The sequence below is a fragment of the Shewanella piezotolerans WP3 genome (assembly GCF_000014885.1).
GTDB classification, from domain to species: Bacteria; Pseudomonadota; Gammaproteobacteria; order Enterobacterales; family Shewanellaceae; genus Shewanella; species Shewanella piezotolerans.
In genome coordinates, this window is the sequence record NC_011566.1 from 4,881,194 (window position 1) to 4,898,133 (window position 16,940).

Annotated in this window: 16 protein-coding genes; 5 read left to right on the plus strand and 11 right to left on the minus strand. The window is 43.8% G+C overall.

What is annotated here, in order from left to right; translation table 11 throughout:
- Positions 1–69: 69 nt before the first annotated feature.
- The 10 genes from SWP_RS20685 to SWP_RS20730 all read right to left on the minus strand — a co-directional run bounded on the left by SWP_RS20685 (position 70) and on the right by SWP_RS20730 (position 9,708).
- The gene (locus SWP_RS20685) at positions 70–915 is read right to left on the minus strand and encodes an ABC transporter permease (protein WP_044556148.1); all 846 of its coding nucleotides are present in this window, start codon (positions 913–915) and stop codon (positions 70–72) included.
- A complete protein-coding gene (locus SWP_RS20690) occupies positions 912–1,904 on the minus strand; it encodes an ABC transporter ATP-binding protein (protein WP_020914615.1) in 993 nt (330 codons plus the stop codon). Before SWP_RS20690 ends, SWP_RS20685 begins: the two co-directional genes overlap by 4 nt.
- Complete coding sequence (nosD, locus tag SWP_RS20695) at positions 1,894–3,225, minus strand: nitrous oxide reductase family maturation protein NosD (RefSeq protein ID WP_044556149.1); 1,332 nt, start codon at positions 3,223–3,225, stop codon at positions 1,894–1,896. Before nosD ends, SWP_RS20690 begins: the two co-directional genes overlap by 11 nt.
- Positions 3,226–3,245: 20 nt before the next feature.
- Positions 3,246–3,731: a nitrous oxide reductase accessory protein NosL gene (locus SWP_RS20700; protein WP_020914617.1), complete on the minus strand. Its 486-nt coding sequence runs from the start codon at positions 3,729–3,731 to the stop codon at positions 3,246–3,248.
- Positions 3,732–3,854: 123 nt separating this feature from the next.
- Entirely contained in the window at positions 3,855–4,802 is a 948-nt protein-coding gene (nrfD, locus tag SWP_RS20705; protein WP_020914618.1) for an NrfD/PsrC family molybdoenzyme membrane anchor subunit, read from the minus strand.
- Between the two features lie 2 nt (positions 4,803–4,804).
- Complete coding sequence (locus SWP_RS20710; RefSeq protein ID WP_044556150.1) at positions 4,805–5,509, minus strand: 4Fe-4S dicluster domain-containing protein; 705 nt, start codon at positions 5,507–5,509, stop codon at positions 4,805–4,807.
- Positions 5,510–5,562: 53 nt separating this feature from the next.
- Positions 5,563–6,279 carry a formate-dependent nitrite reductase gene (locus tag SWP_RS20715; RefSeq protein ID WP_020914620.1) on the minus strand — a complete coding sequence of 239 codons (717 nt, stop codon included), beginning with the start codon at positions 6,277–6,279 and terminating at the stop codon, positions 5,563–5,565.
- Positions 6,280–6,321: 42 nt separating this feature from the next.
- Positions 6,322–7,113: an FKBP-type peptidyl-prolyl cis-trans isomerase gene (locus SWP_RS20720; RefSeq protein WP_020914621.1), complete on the minus strand. Its 792-nt coding sequence runs from the start codon at positions 7,111–7,113 to the stop codon at positions 6,322–6,324.
- A 60-nt stretch (positions 7,114–7,173) separates the two neighbouring features.
- Entirely contained in the window at positions 7,174–7,602 is a 429-nt protein-coding gene (locus SWP_RS20725; protein ID WP_020914622.1) for a rhodanese-like domain-containing protein, read from the minus strand.
- A 72-nt stretch (positions 7,603–7,674) separates the two neighbouring features.
- Positions 7,675–9,708: a multiheme c-type cytochrome gene (locus SWP_RS20730; RefSeq protein WP_020914623.1), complete on the minus strand. Its 2,034-nt coding sequence runs from the start codon at positions 9,706–9,708 to the stop codon at positions 7,675–7,677.
- Positions 9,709–10,310: 602 nt separating this feature from the next.
- Between SWP_RS20730 and SWP_RS20735 the strand changes: the two genes are divergently transcribed.
- From SWP_RS20735 to SWP_RS20750, 5 genes are all read left to right on the plus strand, one after another.
- Positions 10,311–12,164, plus strand: a complete 1,854-nt coding sequence (locus SWP_RS20735; RefSeq protein WP_020914624.1) for a heme lyase CcmF/NrfE family subunit — start codon at positions 10,311–10,313, stop codon at positions 12,162–12,164.
- A gap of 7 nt (positions 12,165–12,171) precedes the next feature.
- On the plus strand, positions 12,172–12,306 hold the full coding sequence (locus SWP_RS24660) for a hypothetical protein (protein WP_266197796.1): 135 nt from the start codon (positions 12,172–12,174) through the stop codon (positions 12,304–12,306).
- A complete protein-coding gene (locus SWP_RS20740) occupies positions 12,293–12,769 on the plus strand; it encodes a cytochrome c-type biogenesis protein (protein ID WP_020914625.1) in 477 nt (158 codons plus the stop codon). The genes SWP_RS24660 and SWP_RS20740 overlap by 14 nt, the downstream gene beginning before the upstream one ends.
- On the plus strand, positions 12,762–13,385 hold the full coding sequence (locus tag SWP_RS20745) for a TlpA family protein disulfide reductase (protein ID WP_020914626.1): 624 nt from the start codon (positions 12,762–12,764) through the stop codon (positions 13,383–13,385). The genes SWP_RS20740 and SWP_RS20745 overlap by 8 nt, the downstream gene beginning before the upstream one ends.
- Positions 13,386–13,756: 371 nt before the next feature.
- The gene (locus tag SWP_RS20750) at positions 13,757–15,277 is read left to right on the plus strand and encodes a winged helix-turn-helix domain-containing protein (RefSeq protein ID WP_228371172.1); all 1,521 of its coding nucleotides are present in this window, start codon (positions 13,757–13,759) and stop codon (positions 15,275–15,277) included.
- Between the two features lie 60 nt (positions 15,278–15,337).
- Here SWP_RS20750 and nhaC read toward each other — a convergent pair whose 3' ends face one another.
- On the minus strand, positions 15,338–16,840 hold the full coding sequence (gene nhaC / locus SWP_RS20755) for a Na+/H+ antiporter NhaC (protein ID WP_020914628.1): 1,503 nt from the start codon (positions 16,838–16,840) through the stop codon (positions 15,338–15,340).
- Positions 16,841–16,940 lie beyond the last annotated feature (100 nt).

The following is a 16,940-nucleotide window of genomic DNA, read 5'->3' on the forward strand; positions in this document are numbered from 1 at the left end:
CATCACACAAATTAGCACTCTCTAATTTTGCACTATCATGCCATACCCAAACTTATAAAAGGAAATGATTTATAGTGGTTTAGCACTAAATGATTTTTGCGAAATGAGCAGCAGTATACCAATCCAGCAAAACATTATCAGATACATGGCTGTTGCACTTAAATCAATATCAGCGATCATCGATAACGCCGCACCAGAGCTGTGATGTTCAAGTGCTACCAAGTTGATTGCTCGATAGAGATCAGTTGGGTTCAATGCGATAAGAATATTGAGTAACTGCTTGTCCATAAACCCCACATCAGATACCAACACGCTCAGCAATAATAGATCATAGATAAGTACCAATAAGAACCATACAAACAGCAAACCAGCGACGGCTTTTGCCTTTTCCGTTGCTCGCAAACTGACGATATAACCGATTAAAATAAACGTCAGTGCCAGTAGATTACTACTCAAAATAAACTTAGCAAATACCTCCACCACTTGGCTGGCTGAATACTCGCTACCCGCAGCTAATAACAGCCCTGCTGTAGCGCCAAAAGCACAGCTAGTGGTAATAAACATCACCAAGCAGTGGCCTAAAAGTTTGCCCATTAATATTTGACTGCGACTGACTGGGTATGACAGCAGTAGCAGTAAAGTTCCCGCCTCCTGCTCACCAACAAAACTATCGTAACTAAGTAAAATTGCCGCTAAAGGAATTATGAATACTGCGGTTGTTGAAAGGCTCGACATTAAATTAGCCAACGGAGGCAATGCCAACTCACCGGTGACCGCACTTCCTGCAAAGGTGACTGACAGAGATAGCATCATAAACATGCCTCCCATAAACAGTATCCAACGATTTCGTAAACTGTCCCGCAGCTCTTTACTAGCAATAACCCAAACTGGCGATGTTAACTGCATACTAATCATAATGGACTCTGACTCACCGTTGGACGAAGGAGTTGCTGTAGCGATTGTCGCCAGCTTTTCTGTGTTGTTGCCACAGCGTTTGACTCAGTTCTATCGGGTTGCTGCAACATACAATGATGGTAAATAGACTCTAAACTTGGCTCGATAACACTAAAGTCACTGCACTGTTTTTGCTGTACCAAGTATTCCACTACCGCGCTGCGCTCATCACTATCAACCAATAATTTTTGCCCTTGGCTAAATGAGGCTAAAAAGCTATCGCGCTGCACAATACTGGTAAAATCAGCAAGCTTTATTTGGCTTTTCAATCCACTCACTTGGCGTAACTCATCGAGTGTGCCACTGCCCACCCGGCGACCTTGAGCCAGTAGTAAAGCACTATCAAGATGCTTCTCTACCATCGACAATTCATGGGTGCAGACAATCACGGCGCAACCCTGCTGCTTGAGCGAATCTATTTTCTGATAAAGAAACTGCGACGCCTGTGGATCAAGTCCCACCGTTGGCTCATCAAGCAGTAAAATATCTGGCTGAGATAAAATAGCCTGAGCAACTCCTAAGCGTTGCTTCATCCCTTTTGAGTAGGTTTTTAACGGTTTGTGCTGCGCATAACCGAGCTCAAACTCTTCAATTAATAGCTTTACTCGTGTGCTATTAATGCCTTTTAGCGCGGCGAAATAGCGCAACACTTCAAGACCAGTCAATTTGTCATAAAAGCTGACATCTTCGGGTAAATACCCCAGATTAACACTCGATTGATTAGGCTTATTGTTTACGACTAACTTACCTGTCGTTGGCTTTAGCAGCCCCAGAATCAACTTGATCAGACTCGATTTACCAGCACCATTGTGGCCAAGTAACGCAAGGGTTTGCCCCTGAAATATTTCGATATTGATATCTTGCAATGCTTCGAAGTCACCAAAGCGTAAACCGACATGTTCAAGCCTTACAACCGGCTTTCCACTCAGGGAATTGAGGTTAGTGTTCATAAACGAGCTCGCTGGCAGAAGTTGTCAACTCGATTGCTTGGTTAATCTGAGTGGGTTGTATCAAAGGGAAATCATCTTTTATACCCGTAGCGGTAAATACCGTCATTTGTGATTCAACCCAACGTAATAATGACACTACAGGGCTATTCATCAAAAACTTAGCCTCTGGATAGCGCCAGAACAATTTGTCCATAGAGTCATTAGGTTGATAGCTCTGATCACCGATCCCATCTTGAGTATGATCCCACCCCATATAACTGCTCCAATAGTTACCGCGCCCTTGTTGGCTCCACTGCAGTAGTTCATCGCCAACATACTTCACTTGGGTAAGGTTATTGATAAAGTTATTCTCATAAATACGATTCTTCTCTCCACCCATTGCCATCGCAATGCCAATATCACTCAAGGCAAACTCATTACCACGGATTTCATTATCTAACGCGCCATAAATAAACATTGCTCTGCCTTGATTACCTAAAGCTTCCTGACCTTGAGGATTATGAATATTGCGCAGTACATTGAACTCAATACGTGCACCGTTGGTGATATTGAGCAGCACCCCATACTCAGTGGCATGCTCAGTTCGGTTATGATGCAAATACACGAATTTAGAGCTCATTATCGCGTAACCACCACTGACATTTTCACTATGATTATCATAGGCTTCATCATGTTCGCTATACATGTAATGAATACCGTATTGCTGATGATAAAAGTGGTTATTTGTCACTAAACTACCTTTGCTAGATTCGATATAAACACCATCTCTAACGTGTTCAATGTGGTTAAACTCCGCCACGGCTTGCTGCACTCGATTAAGATGAATACCATCTCCCCTATCAAGCACATGTAATTGGGGATTACCGTGAATTTGGTTGTAACGTATTGCTAGTTGCTCACTATGATCTGCACGGATCCCAAAACCAGCACCTTGTAGATTGTTGTGCATTATCTTGATATTTTTACTTTGTTCCATGATCAAAATACCCGCATCACGTTCATACAGATCACTGCCCCAACTCTCAATTCTAAGCCCCTCAATCGTGACATCATTAGCACTGACTTTTATTGCACTGCCCAGCCCCTTGGCATCAATAATGGCACCATGCTGGCCTTTAATTGTCAGCGCTTTGCCTATTTCAAAGTTTCCCTGATAACGGCCAGAATTTAAGATAATGGTGTCACCAATACCTGCTTGAGTTAATTGATGCTGTAGGTCTTGGCTATTATTGACTGTCCATATCGCAGCCATCGAGTTGCTGCTTAGCATTGCGTTTGCAATCAACAAAATAGTAACCGGGATAACAGCTAATTTAGTCATAGCACCTAACCTAGTTCTGCTCACTCACCAGCAAGCAAGTTGGTATCAATTTGATCATAACTAAGCACAATACCGCCTAACTCTTCGGCAAATTTTAACGCTGCCTCTTTAGTACCAAAGCTGGCCACTGCAGGCCCCATAACTGCTTTCATGCTACTGCCGTAGACATACCAAGCGGTTTTAGCATCAATAAAAGCACTATCTTGTGGGGCGGCCCAATCGGTTATCGCCATGTCATGCACAAACAATTGAGTGACCTGACGCTTGTTTTCACTTTGCAGTACAAAATTGAACATATCGCGAGTCGAGCAGAACTTTGGAGTTACCAGCTGACCTTTCAAATGAACTTGTCCTTTAGGGCCAGGGTATTTCTTAATCATCATGCCGCACATATGACAGCGGTCATGGTCATGAATAGCAGGTGCTTCTATAACCATGTTGTCATCGGCACCTTGACTACAAGCAAATAACAAAGGCAGTAGTAGCAAGCACAAGAATTTTTTCATCAATAACCTCAGTTTCTCTTTTACAATATCTAGCTAACTTTCGGTACAACACCCAATTGCAACCCTGCAGGGGCGGCGCAATTGGGGTTGACCTACTCGCATCAGTCAAACGAACTTTGAACATTAAATGGCAAAGTTTTGTCCCGCGTACAAGATGAATAAACGCAAACACATCATGCCTGTCACAGCACAAACACCTGAAGCGTAAAACGCCTTAGCTGAATGGCTAAACGACTTACTGGTCGCAAAGTTCAGCAGCAGTGGACCGGCAAAACCAATTCCAATCACACCGAACCAAAACACATTAGCCCACTCGCCTGTATGGAACGCGGCGAACGCACTTTGTGCACCCGCATTGCCCGTCATCAACGAGGTAGCAATCATGAAAATGAACATGGCTTCAGCAAACATGATGGGCCACTCAGCACCATGTAACAGCTTCATATCTTGGCTATGCAGATCTTCTTTAAAGAGTGATACCGCCAGCATTTTTGCTGATGCTGCACCAGCCGAGATCCCAGACGCAATAAATAACGCCGGTAATACCGAGGTATTGATAATCGGGAAACGGATAAGCGCAGAGATAAGGAAACCTGTATAAGCACACACAGATAACGCCAATATCAGCACCATCACTTCCATCGGCTTACGCACTGCTTTTAGCTTTTCAATGACTGGCATTAACACTTTGAGTGCTGGAATGGCGCGTAGCTCATCTTCCAATGCTAATAGTGCAATAATCGCCGTTAGCGGAATATAAGCCGTCAACGCAATCACACCAATCGACATGACTGAGTTGAGGTTGTAGTACACTAGAATTCGCCAGAAAAACAGCGGATTAGTTAGGTCTAAAACCAAACACAACATGCCTAAGCTGATAGTGACAAATGAGATTATCGCCGCTGCTTTGTAAAAAGCGGTATTCTCAGTCTGCTTTTTATAAAAACGGATAAATATCGCGGTGGCTAGCGCACCACCGGAAATTCCCGCAAAAAACAGATAAACCGCAATCGGCCAAGGCCAAGCAATGCCTTGTGACAAGCCCATGGTAAAATCAATAGTTCCATCCATTGCTACACCCCTAACTTAACAATTGGTATGTATCGCAAGCTAGGTTCGGTACCAAACCCAGGCTTGATCCGCACAGAATCCTTCACTCTTAATAATTTGCTGACATAAGAGGTTGGGTCATTGGCATCACCAAAAATCAGTGCATCATAACGACACTGCTGCACACAAGCTGGAAGCTCACCCTTCGACAACTTAGTGTTTAAACAGAAATCACAGTTATCAGCAACATCAGTCTCTTTGTTGATGAAACGTGCATCATATGGACAAGCGCCAATACAGTACTTACAGCCCGCACACTTAGATGCATCCATCGTCACTATGCCCGTCTTCTCATCTCGATGAGCAGCGCCCGTTGGGCAGACAGTGACACAAGGAGCGTTCTTACATTGCTGACACGAAACTCGTACATATTTGCGTTCACAGTCGCAGTTCTTCTTGCCACAGTGCGGACAAGTTTCACCTGCAACTCCACCTGATTGCTGCTCCATGATCATCCGTGATTTGCCATCAGGGAGATTATTGGTAACGTTACAAGCGTCCTTACACTCGCCACAACCAGTACATTTATTTTGATCAAACACCATCACATAATGGGGTTTATTTGCATCTGACTCCTCTTCGATAGAACTGCACCCTAAGGGCGCTATTATCAAAGAGCTGGCTCCTAAACATTTAAGGAACCTCCGTCTCTCTATATTTTCACTCACAGCATCCTCCATCTATCAGCTATCTTGCTGACCTATTTTTTATTGGTGTGACTTTACTCAGATGCAGTCACTGAACGATTAGCTATTTTTTGCTCGGTTTTTAAAATTGCATTATTAATTGGAGCTCGATTAAAGCGTTGGCTTTGACTGCGTAGCAGCAATTGCCAGTGAGTGATTGCAGTTTCATACTCTTGATTAAGGTATGCATCGGTAGCAATAAGTAACTGAGATTGAAACTCAAATTCGTCCAGTGCTAGCGCTCTAGCCAGCACTAATTTAGTTTCGATACTCATCTCACGGTTGTCGCGGTAGTACATAGCAGTGGCTTTCATCCCTAACGTGTTAGCGTCATCACCAGTGATGCTCAGTAAGTCATTTAAGGTTGCTATCGATTGGGCATATAAGCCGCCCTCTGCGTACGATTGAGCTAAAGTTAATAATGCAATTTCATTGTTAGGTTGCTCATTTACTTTTCGTGCGTTCTTATTGATATCTGCGGCGATCAGATAATCAATGTTCTCGTCAATGACTCCTTTATCCCATTCACTAAATCGCCCTATCTGGCTGTAAACCATCAAGGGAATGATTAACATCACTAAAGAGATTGCTGCTGGTACCGCTCCGTTAAAAGCTCGTCCCTTAGCAGTCGACGCAGCCTCCTGGCTCGCTAGCGCAGTACGTTTGAGATGATGAGCTTGAAGGTGATGGCCCCAAACACACGCAATAACGCTAACCAGACAAAAACCAATACCAACAGCAAGACTACTCATAGTGACTCTCTAATTTGTTTTAACTTGTTGAGTACGTGGCGACTAATGCCCGCTACCCGACCCCATCATGCCACCCATACCCATGCCGCTTAATCCCATGCCATGCGCGTTCTCACCTGGCGCTTCAACTTTAACCAGCTCAACTTCGAACACTAATGTTGAGCTAGGTGGAATAATGCCAACCTGCTTTGTGCTATAAGCAAGCTCTGATGGGATAGTGAATTTATAGGTCGCTCCTTCATTCATCAGCGGGATCCCTTCCTGCCAGCCTTCAATAACACTCATGAGTGCAAAGCGGTTTGGTTCGTCACGCTCATAAGAATTGTCAAACTCAGTACCGTCTATCAAGTAACCTTTGTAATGCACAGTAACCACGTCTTCAGGATTAGGTTTACGTCCCTCACCTTCTACAACGACTTGATACTGCAAGCCAGAATCGGTAACGATGACACCGGCTTGTTTTTTGTTATTAGCGAGGTAGCTACTGCCTGCGGTCATGTTTTCTAGTGCGATGCGCTCATTAGCCGCTTCTTTAGCAGCATTTAATTGCTCTGCGCGTTGATTCAGATAAGTTAAAATCTCTTCATCTGAATATTGTGTTTTGTTTTGCAGGGCATCTACCACCCCTTCAATCACTCGCTCAACATCCACTTCGGCACCCAACTCTGTTTGAGAGTAGATCTGGCTAGAAAGATACTTGCCTAAAGAGGCGCCAATACTGTAAGACTCTTTTTGAACTTCAGTATTGAGTGGTGTATTTGCCATGCTGCTTGCAGAAATAAATAGTGAAAGACCTGCTACAACAGCGAGGGAAGTTTTAGTAATTTTTGTCATTTTTATCATCTCATTTAGGAAAATTAATATTCACGAAATTGATTGCCAAAGATCCATCTTCTATGGTTTTTCAATCACTCGGTTTGATAGTCGCCAGCCATATATCCCATCTGGCATCTGCTTCACATTGGTATACCCCATTTTCATCACCGCTCTTGCTGCAATCTCACTGGCATTACAGATACGGTTGGCGCAGTAAAAAACCATTGGTGTGTCTTTCTTTTCTGGTAGTAGCGTTCTCCAATCTTGAATATTGAAATAGATAGCGCCGGGGATGTATCCCTCAGCCCACAACTCCAAAGTATTAACATCAAAGAAAGTCACTCCACCTTGCTCCAATAACATCTCAGCTTCGCGCATGGTGATAGTATTGAGCTGATGCTCATATCTTGGTGCTGGTGCCATTTCGCTGCCGCCACCTGCTAAACAGCTTGCCGAACTTGCGACTAATGTCAGTGTTACCAGTATTTGACCCAGTGCTTTTTTCATCTCATCCCTCTCTTAATACCTCGACACCTTCCGGTACTTAATCCAGTGTCGAGGTTATTAAAGGCCTATCGCTTATTTAGCTTTGTAACCTGAACCATCAAGGATGTTCTGCGCTTGCGTAACATAAGTTAGCGCGGCATCTAAACGTTTCTGGCTATAGCGGAAACCGTGCACGCCCCAAGAACCATCTTTCTTGATTAGCTCAACGGTCTGTTGCGCCTTCTCAGCAAGAAGTAACACTTGAGTCTTGTCTTCCGTAGGAAGCTTGGTCACTTCAAGTAGTTGGTCGATACGCACTAGCGCTTGCTCAACTTGGCCGTATACTTCCTTAATAGGCGTCTGCCATTTCATTACTTCGCCGTATATTTCCATTTGGTCTTCATAGTGCAGGCCTGTTTCAAGTTCTGATTGGAACTGGCTATGACAACCTTTGTTTTCTACTACGTCATGATCTGAAATCGCTGTACGTGCACAAGACCACATTAAGTCGAGGTAAGTACGACCATCTTCGTTCTTCGCAACCGTCCAACCTTTCCCAGCACTTGGGCCTTGAGTACGAGGCTCGCCTTCTGGTGGATTTAGCGTCTTGCGAACAGGGTCGACGTCAATCTTCCACATGTGAGACTTACGAACCGCATCAAAACCGGCTTGGTCTGGGAACTGCATTGCTTTGAAGTTTTCACAGCTGCCCATGTTAGGCATGTGACAGCTTTGACATGTTTGTTCACTGTGAGTCTTAGTGTTTTCAGCGATCAAAGTTTGCGCTTCGTGACAATCTTTACAGTCTTTCTTCAGCTTTGGTGTAGTAAAGCCAGACTTCCAGTCACCGTCAGTCACCTCATGAGGGTCATGACAAGTCGTACAACGCATGCCTTTTTCGTAATGCATAGAACCGAACATCTGTGAACCTTCGGTACCACAAGAAGGACATAGAGACTTCATCTTCACGCCAAACGCTAACTCAGGCTTGCCTTTTTCAGCTGCACTTTCTGTCATCGTTGGGTCGTACTGGAATCGTTGATGACAACGCTCACAGTTAGACTGCATGCCACCAGTACCACCATCTAAGTGACCACCTGCGCCATGACACTCTTCACAAGCGATACCTTTAGAAATGGTATGTTCTTGCAGTTTTTTAGGGTCGCCTAAAGCGTCAAAGAATTCTTGCTTATTTTGGAAGTCAAACTTGAAGGTATGACAGATTTCACAGTAAGACGAAGCCGGTTGGAACAACATCTCTTTACGGTATTTAGCCCCATAAGAGCTCATACCTTTTTGATGTGACCCTGAACCACCAAATGCCGCAAGGGTAGTTGGGAACTCGGGAATGACGTCATTAATTTTCTTCGCCATGTCGTCGGTTAACCACTCAGCCCAACCACGAGAGAACTGGTTTGCACCGGCAACCATTTTACCGCTGCCATCACGTAGCAAGCCGCCTTCAATATGGTAAGTACCGCGTACTAGCCAAGCATCAATAAAACCATATTTAGTACGTGGAGTACCGACTGTGGCGTAGATCATGTCTGGGGTGATACCGTCTGGCAAAATTGAGGTATCTTTAGTGTCATACATGGTTTTTTCAATATCGTTATCCACTTCTGGATGCTCTCCAGGGAAACGAACTGTCTGGGCATGGCGCGAACGCTTCCACTTCTCATATTGGGCAGCATGACATTCAGCACATTTTTCAGGGCCAACAAAGTTGTTTGGGTAATCAAGAATTGATTTAGCCCCTAAACGGTATTGAATTGAGCGTGGCTTACCATCTAGCTTGCTATATTTGGGACTATGTCCAGTATCAAAATACTCTTCACCACGGTCACTTATGTGGTAATCACCCACTAAGTTTCCGGCTTGTTGGTATTTAAAGACAGGATGATTTTCGAAAAGAAAATCGAAAAGTTCAGCCTCTTGGACAACATAATCTTGTAGCGTTTTAACACCGTTAGCTTTCTCTGTGCCTTGGTAATCGGCAATCATTTCTTTAGCTGTCTTGCCCATTTCTGGTACGCTGTTGTATTTACCACCAGCAGCGTTCACATTAGCAATGGCACCAAAACAAAACAGCACGCTTAATGCTACCTTGTGTTTCCATCGTCTCATCATTCACTCCTACTTATCATCAGTTTTATTCTTTGAATTTTGTTGGTACTTTTAACGCATCACATTTAACTTTCACTTTACTCAACCTATAAATAGCTTCACCGATTTGCTATTTATCCAGCTAAGCCTGCCGTAATAAATCAAACATGTTTTACAAAACCTAACCGTTCACCGAACGACTTAAACAACTGAGCAACCGCTATTCTCCTGATTCCAAGTAGAAAAAACATGCGCTAGAGCACATAAAAAAACGCATTAGTTGTGATGAGTTGTAAAAGACTTTTAGTTCTTTGGTAACAACTAGATAGAGTGTTGTAATGATAAGTTTTCATGAGTTAAAACTATTATTTTTAGATCTAAAAAAAGCTAATAGACACAATTTATATATTAAAAATTGTAGCCCTCTCTTTTACGGTTATAGAGTTTGAAGTGCCTCTCATTAATCCATATTGCTGTGCCTTAGGATGGTAGAAAATCAATACAACCCTTAATTTTAAAATAGACAAAACACTTTTATATATGCACAACAAATGAACAAAATTAATAGTAATAGAGTAGAACGTATTTATTTCACTACTTGAATTTAATAAATAGGCACAGACATGATTCCAGAGATAGGCTTAATATTATTAATAATATCTTCTTCGTTATCACTTATATTATCCATCGTAACTATTTCGGGTATAAAGTTAGATAGTGAATACCTATTAAGTTACACCAAGCCATTAGCAACATTGATGTGTTTTACTTTAATAACTGCAATAGCAATACTCGCCTATTGTTTTTTAGTTAATGACTTTTCTGTCGCCTATGTCGCCAACAACTCAAACACTCAATTAGCGACCTTATATAAGGTAGCTGCTGTTTGGGGTTCACATGAAGGCTCAATGCTGTTCTGGGTAGTAGCTATAGCGGTTTGGACAGCCTTTATCATTAACCGCGCTCCGAAAACCGAGCAACATTTCCACCATAAGCTCGTTGCCGTTGCTGCTTTACTGATATTTGGATTTTGCCTATTCTTGCTTTTTACCTCTAGCCCTTTTACGCGGTTACTGCCTGATATCCCGATTGAAGGCAGAGATCTCAACCCTATACTGCAGGACATTGGACTTATTATTCATCCGCCTCTGCTGTTTCTTGGCTATGTAGGGTTAACCATCTGCTTTGCTGGCGCTATTGCCGCTTTACTGTCAGGCGGTCTTTGTCAGCAATATGCTCGCTACCTGCAACCTTGGGCGATTCTGGCTTGGGTATTCTTGACTGGCGGTAATGCTTTTGGTTCTTGGTGGGCTTACAACGAACTGGGCTGGGGAGGATGGTGGTTCTGGGATCCTGTAGAGAACGCCTCTTTTATTCCTTGGTTAGTGGCAACAGCCATGGTGCACTCTATATTACTGACAGCCAAACGCGGAATACTAGGCTCCTGCAGTATTTTTCTCGCCATACTAGCATTCTCATTGAGCTTACTCGGTAGCTTCTTAGTCCGTTCAGGTGTGGTGCAATCGGTGCATGCTTTTGCCTCTGATCCAACCCGTGGTTTGTCGATACTGATCCTGTTGGTTGTATTCTCAGGTTCTGCATTGGCGCTGTTTGCCCAGCGAGTAAAAATTAGATCAACACCTCTTGGCTTTTCACTATTATCCAAAGAAAGTTTGATTCTATTTGGTAATATGTTGTTGGTGGTTGCGGCAATATCAGTGCTACTCGGCACCTGTTATCCACTATTTTTTGAAGTCATTAGCGGTCAAACTATTTCAGTGGGAGCCCCCTACTTCAACAGTATCTTTGTACCTATTGCAGCGCTTATATTTTTACTCATGGGCTTTGCGCCTCTGCAAAGGTGGCAATCAAGAAACAAACTTAAACTGGCGCTAATATTAGCAGCGATATGTTTGACTATGGCGCTAATAGCTAGCCTAATGATGCAAGCTCGCGTTAATATTTGGTTGTTAATCGGCCTGTTCTCTGCGTTATGGATCATGAGCGCCACAGGGCTTGCGGTAGTGCAACGAGTCGCTTTTAGAAAATATGAAGTAAACAATGATAACTATGGCTCCTCAATACGTTTTTACGCCATGTGCATTGCGCATTTTGGCGTAGCTGTATCCGTTTTGGGCGCCACTTTAGTATCAAACTTTGAAACAGAAGAGCTACTGCGGATGGGCCCAGGCCAAGGAAAAACACTAAGTGGCTATAGTTTTATCTATGAAGAGACTCAGGCAGTTGAGCATCGCAGCTACAGTGCGATTCAAGCACAGATCAGAGTGGTAGATAGCCAAGATAATTTCATCGCCTACCTTTACCCTCAAAGGCAAACCTTTAAAACCAATGGGATGCAAATGTCAGCTGCAGGTATTCGTAGCGGTTTATTTGGCGATCTCTATGTTTCTATGGGACAGAAACTGACTGACAATAACACCTTAATGACACGAATATCTCATCAGAATAAGCTATAAACCACTAGTGAACTGGATATGGTTCGGTGCGCTACTAATGATGATTGGTGGATTGACTACCATTTTTCTTACTCAGCGTAGTTTGGTCTATTCCGCAGTAAAGTCCCGCCAGCACCAGGAGCTTTGTAATGAAACTGCCTAGTGACTCACTCAATAATATGATTGCTGTAAAGCTCTTCACAACTGCGGTGTTAGCGTTGCTGCAGCTATTTATCTGTATCACTGTATTCGCTCAAGAACATAACGCCCCAACTCACTACAGCGAACAGCAAAAACAGATCATCGGCTTTGAAATAGCTCGAGAACTGCGCTGCCCCATGGCGGTGAATCAAAACCTGTTCGACTCGCAAAGCCAGATCGCCAGTGAACTGAAAGGGCAAATATTTTTAATGTTAGAAGAGGGGCAATCAAAAGCGGCCATTATCGATTTTATGGTTGCTCGCTATGGCGACAAGATCCGCTATATGCCACCGCTAAATAGCAATACCGCTGTACTTTGGCTATTGCCACTAGGCCTAGTAATTATGGTGCTTATAGGCGGGTTCTTTTTTATTAAACCAACACTCATTGTTTCGAAAAATACTCAGGATACTTCACATGACTAAGTCACTTATGCATAAAGGCTTTAAAGCCAAACAGCGACTACTCTCCTCTGTGGTTTTTATTAGCCTTAGTTTAGGTCTGGCTTTTTCTACACTGGCATCGGTACCTACCAATAAAGTTTACGATACCGGTGAACCGATTGAAAAACCGATGATCATGTCCCGATTTGTCGAGATGAGTGCAGCAAGACAGGTGCCCGATGTTAGCTTTAGTGATACCAAAGGAGACGCTGTAAACCTCAAACAATTTGATGGCAAAGTGGTACTCGTCAGTCTGTGGGCGACTTGGTGCTCACCTTGTATTAAAGAGATCCCACAGATGGAAGCAATTCGCCAAGCCAATATCAATAATGACCTTGTCGTGCTGCCGATATCGATTGATGAAGAGAGTGATAAAGTAGCCGCATTCCTAGAACGTCACGATCTTAGTTACTACCAAACATGGCTAGACCCTGAAATGAATATCGGCCAGGTGATGCCGGCTGATATCGTACCTGCCACTTATGTATTTGACGGCTCCGGCAACCTAATTGGCTTTTTACGTGGCTACCTCGATTGGGGAGATAAAAATATCCAGCCTTACCTTGAAAAGCTCATCGATAAATACGCAAAACGCTAACCCTTTTCCTCGCTAAGCTCTAGCTCAACATATCTATAGAGCAGCCCTGTTGGTGCAAACTAACAGGGCTTTTTTTGTAGAACGGCCTCAAATTGCTTGGTGAAAGGCTAAGTAAATCTTAGTGAAGCTTGGTGAAAGCAGTTGTCAGTTGGTGAAACATGGGTAAAGTAGATATGGAGTATAGGCTCAAGCTGATGCTAAAACTCTCTGCATTTAAGTTATAAGTATGCAGTAGATATCATTTACCAAGGTAAAGGCCAATCACTGGCACGCTATAGGATGGCACTATCAATTATCACTACCAATTTGCTGACTTTAAGTTAGATACCCAACTTGGAACGCTTGTTCGCAATGACACCGAAGAACTTAAACTGCCTTGGTTAAGCTATCAGCTACTTTGCACGCTTTTACAGGCCTCTCCTGCAATATTGAGCCAACAGCAACTGGTCGAAAAGGTCTGGCCCGACACTGTAGTAGGCAATGAAACATTAAAGCAACGGGTAAAACTACTAAGGCGAGCATTAGGAGATAATGCCTCACAACCTAGATATATCGAAGCGATCAGAGGCCGTGGTTACCGCATGATTGGCGAGATAAAGAAAACGCCGATTGCCGACTCCTCTTTAGGCGTAAAATTAAGCTTAGCCAATGATAGCTATGTCAGCCCTAAAGCTGGCCAAGGGTATCCTTTATTCTGGAAGGCTAGCTCACTAGGGCTTGCCACTATTGTGGTACTGTTTGCCTGCATCGCCCTGCTTATCTCCTCTAGCCACAATATTCCCAAATCTGTCAGCGAAACCATGGCTGAGCAACAAGCCCAAGGCTTTGATAATGAGCTCTATCGTAAGGCGCTAGATTACTATCATCGCTATCGCCAAGCAGATAACTTAAATGCTATCAAACTGTTCAAATCCGCCATAGAGATCAATCCCAATATGGCTAAAGCTTACGCTGGTTTATCAGATGCCTACAGCCAAGGAGTATTTCAGTTTAATGGTGATAATCATTGGCAACAGTTAGCCATAGATGCCGCCTATAAAGCGATAGCACTCGATCCCAATTTAGCTCAAGCTTATAAAGCACTAGGGCTGGCTTACTACAATAAGGGCTGGTTAACCAAAGCCGCCAATGCCAACCTAAAGGCGCTGCAAAAGCAAAGTGATTTTAGCGAAGCCATGTCGAACTTAGGATTTATTTATCGAGAAATGGGGCAGCTACAACGGGCGTTATATTGGAACAATAAAGCACTCGATAGAGATAACACCAACAGCGTCAGCATGGTGCACAAGGCACAAACCTTACTCGCACTCACCCAATATTCACAAGCTCGACAATGGCTCGACAAAGCACTACTGCTGCAACCTGACTCTGTACTTGGCAACACCACTCTTGGGATTTGGTTGCTACAACAGGGGCAATTAACTGCGGCGCAAAATCACTTTAGCCAGTTACTATTATCGCATCCGCAGCAGTTCCAATATCACTATGGTCTGGCGCAAAGCTATTTATATCAGCAGCAGTTTGAATTGGCGGCCAAAACGATTGCTCCACACATTAACAGCAGCAATCACCATACTCGCCAACATGCCAAATTACTGCTTTATCTAAGCCAGCAAGATCTCGCTGCAGTATCACTGATTGAGCAATACAAACTCCGGCTCACTAACGGCTCTGATAGAGCTGAAGACAGCTTGTCATTGGCGCTGATTTACGCACATCAACGGCAAACTGATGATAGCTTGCGTTATCTGATCCAGGCGATCAATCAGGGCTTACTCAACAGCGAGCTATTACTACTTCACCCAAGCTTTGACTACCTGCAAAATCAAGATAGCTTCCAAGTGTTGGTCTCCGAGATGAATAACCAAAGACAGTGGCAAATAGAGAATTAATGCCCCATAAAAAAGGCCAAGCATATTAAAATGCTCGGCCTTATCTGACAGTCAAATGGGTTACGCGATTGCCTCCTCTAATTCAGGCTCTAAGCGCTCAATTTTAAAGTCATAATGGGCATAAGCCGCACTAATAAACGGGCAAACTAAGTTAAAAAATGCGTAAGGCAGATAGGCGATTGTCGCAACGCCAAGGGTGCTCGCCATGTAGGCGCCGCAAGTATTCCAAGGGATCAGTGGGCTGGTAATAGTGGCTGAATCTTCCAATGCCCGACTCAGGTTCACTGGTGCCAAGCCACGCTTGGCGTACTCTACTTTTAACATACGTCCCGGCAATACAATGGCAATAAACTGATCGGCGGTGATCAAGTTAGCGCCAATACAGCTGGCTAAGGTAGTAATAATCAGGCTGCCACTTGATTTAATCCCTACTAAAATGCCCTGCAGTATGCGCTTAAGCAGACCTGTCACTTCCATGATGCCACCGAATGTCATTGCGCATAAGATCAGCCACACCGTATTAATCATACTGCTCATACCGCCGCGGCTTAATAAACTATCCAATACCTCATCACCAGTACTCGCGCTATAGCCGTTAAACATGGCGATCCAAATGCCTTTCACCAATGCAACAACAGGCAATAGTGTTTCATCTTGTGCAAGTGCAACCACCCCATCAAACTGAAAGATTGCAGCGCAGATAGCCCCTGCAATAGTGCCGATGATCACCGTTGGGAATGCAGGCATTCTCTTATAGGCTAGAAACAACACCACCAACAATGGCAATAACAGGTGTAAGCCCGGCGCGAACTGGCTTTCTATCAAGGACAAGGTCGTTTCAAAGTTACTGCTATTGGTCGTCGCTTCACTGTTTAAACCTATGAACAAAAAGATAATCAGCGCAATAATGATGCTCGGCACGGTGGTCCACACCATATGACGAATATGAGAGAAAATATCAGTCCCAGCCACTGCCGGAGCTAAGTTAGTGGTGTCTGACATCGGTGACATCTTGTCACCAAAATAGGCGCCACTGATAATGGCACCAGCAGTAATTTCAACACTGAGTCCCATGGCTGATGCCACGCCGACTAATGCAATACCTAAGGTGCCCGCTACAGTCCAAGAACTGCCGATACTAATAGCGACCACTGCACATAATAAGCAACAAGCTGCATAGAAATATTCAGGATTAAGGATCAGCATGCCGTAGTAGATCATCGTCGGTACAGTGCCTGCTAAAATCCAAGTACCAATTAGCGAACCGACCGTAAACAGAATAAGTAAGGCACCAGTTGCCACTCCAATACTGCGTACAATCCCCTTCTCCATCTCGTTCCAGCTATAGCCATTTTTCCAACCGATCACCAAAGCGATACACGCCGCCATGATCAATGCAATCTGGTTGGCACCATAGGAGCTATCAGATGAGAATAGATACACCGCAGCGGTCAGCATAATCACCAGCGCGATGATAGGCAGCAATGCATCGAATAATGAAGGTAACCTATGTTGCGGTTTCTCTTCAGTGGGTGACGGATTAGCGTCATTATTTGAGGTCATACAACATCCTTTTATTATTGTTATCTTTTGCTAGGTTATATCGCCTCTTTGACTGGCAACTGATTTAGCAAGCCGACAATCCTTACATAAATGCAACATC

Excerpts from the sequence above, each read along its gene's own strand:
- SWP_RS20685 (WP_044556148.1), bottom strand. The coding sequence starts at position 915 with ATGATTAGTATGCAGTTAACATCGCCAGTTTGGGTTATTGCTAGTAAA.
- SWP_RS20690 (WP_020914615.1), bottom strand. The coding sequence starts at position 1,904 with ATGAACACTAACCTCAATTCCCTGAGTGGAAAGCCGGTTGTAAGGCTT.
- nosD (WP_044556149.1), bottom strand. The coding sequence starts at position 3,225 with ATGACTAAATTAGCTGTTATCCCGGTTACTATTTTGTTGATTGCAAAC.
- SWP_RS20700 (WP_020914617.1), bottom strand. The coding sequence starts at position 3,731 with ATGAAAAAATTCTTGTGCTTGCTACTACTGCCTTTGTTATTTGCTTGT.
- nrfD (WP_020914618.1), bottom strand. The coding sequence starts at position 4,802 with ATGGATGGAACTATTGATTTTACCATGGGCTTGTCACAAGGCATTGCT.
- SWP_RS20715 (WP_020914620.1), bottom strand. The coding sequence starts at position 6,279 with ATGAGTAGTCTTGCTGTTGGTATTGGTTTTTGTCTGGTTAGCGTTATT.
- SWP_RS20720 (WP_020914621.1), bottom strand. The coding sequence starts at position 7,113 with ATGACAAAAATTACTAAAACTTCCCTCGCTGTTGTAGCAGGTCTTTCA.
- SWP_RS20725 (WP_020914622.1), bottom strand. The coding sequence starts at position 7,602 with ATGAAAAAAGCACTGGGTCAAATACTGGTAACACTGACATTAGTCGCA.
- SWP_RS20730 (WP_020914623.1), bottom strand. The coding sequence starts at position 9,708 with ATGAGACGATGGAAACACAAGGTAGCATTAAGCGTGCTGTTTTGTTTT.
- SWP_RS20735 (WP_020914624.1), top strand. The coding sequence starts at position 10,311 with ATGATTCCAGAGATAGGCTTAATATTATTAATAATATCTTCTTCGTTA.
- SWP_RS20740 (WP_020914625.1), top strand. The coding sequence starts at position 12,293 with ATGAAACTGCCTAGTGACTCACTCAATAATATGATTGCTGTAAAGCTC.
- SWP_RS20745 (WP_020914626.1), top strand. The coding sequence starts at position 12,762 with ATGACTAAGTCACTTATGCATAAAGGCTTTAAAGCCAAACAGCGACTA.
- nhaC (WP_020914628.1), bottom strand. The coding sequence starts at position 16,840 with ATGACCTCAAATAATGACGCTAATCCGTCACCCACTGAAGAGAAACCG.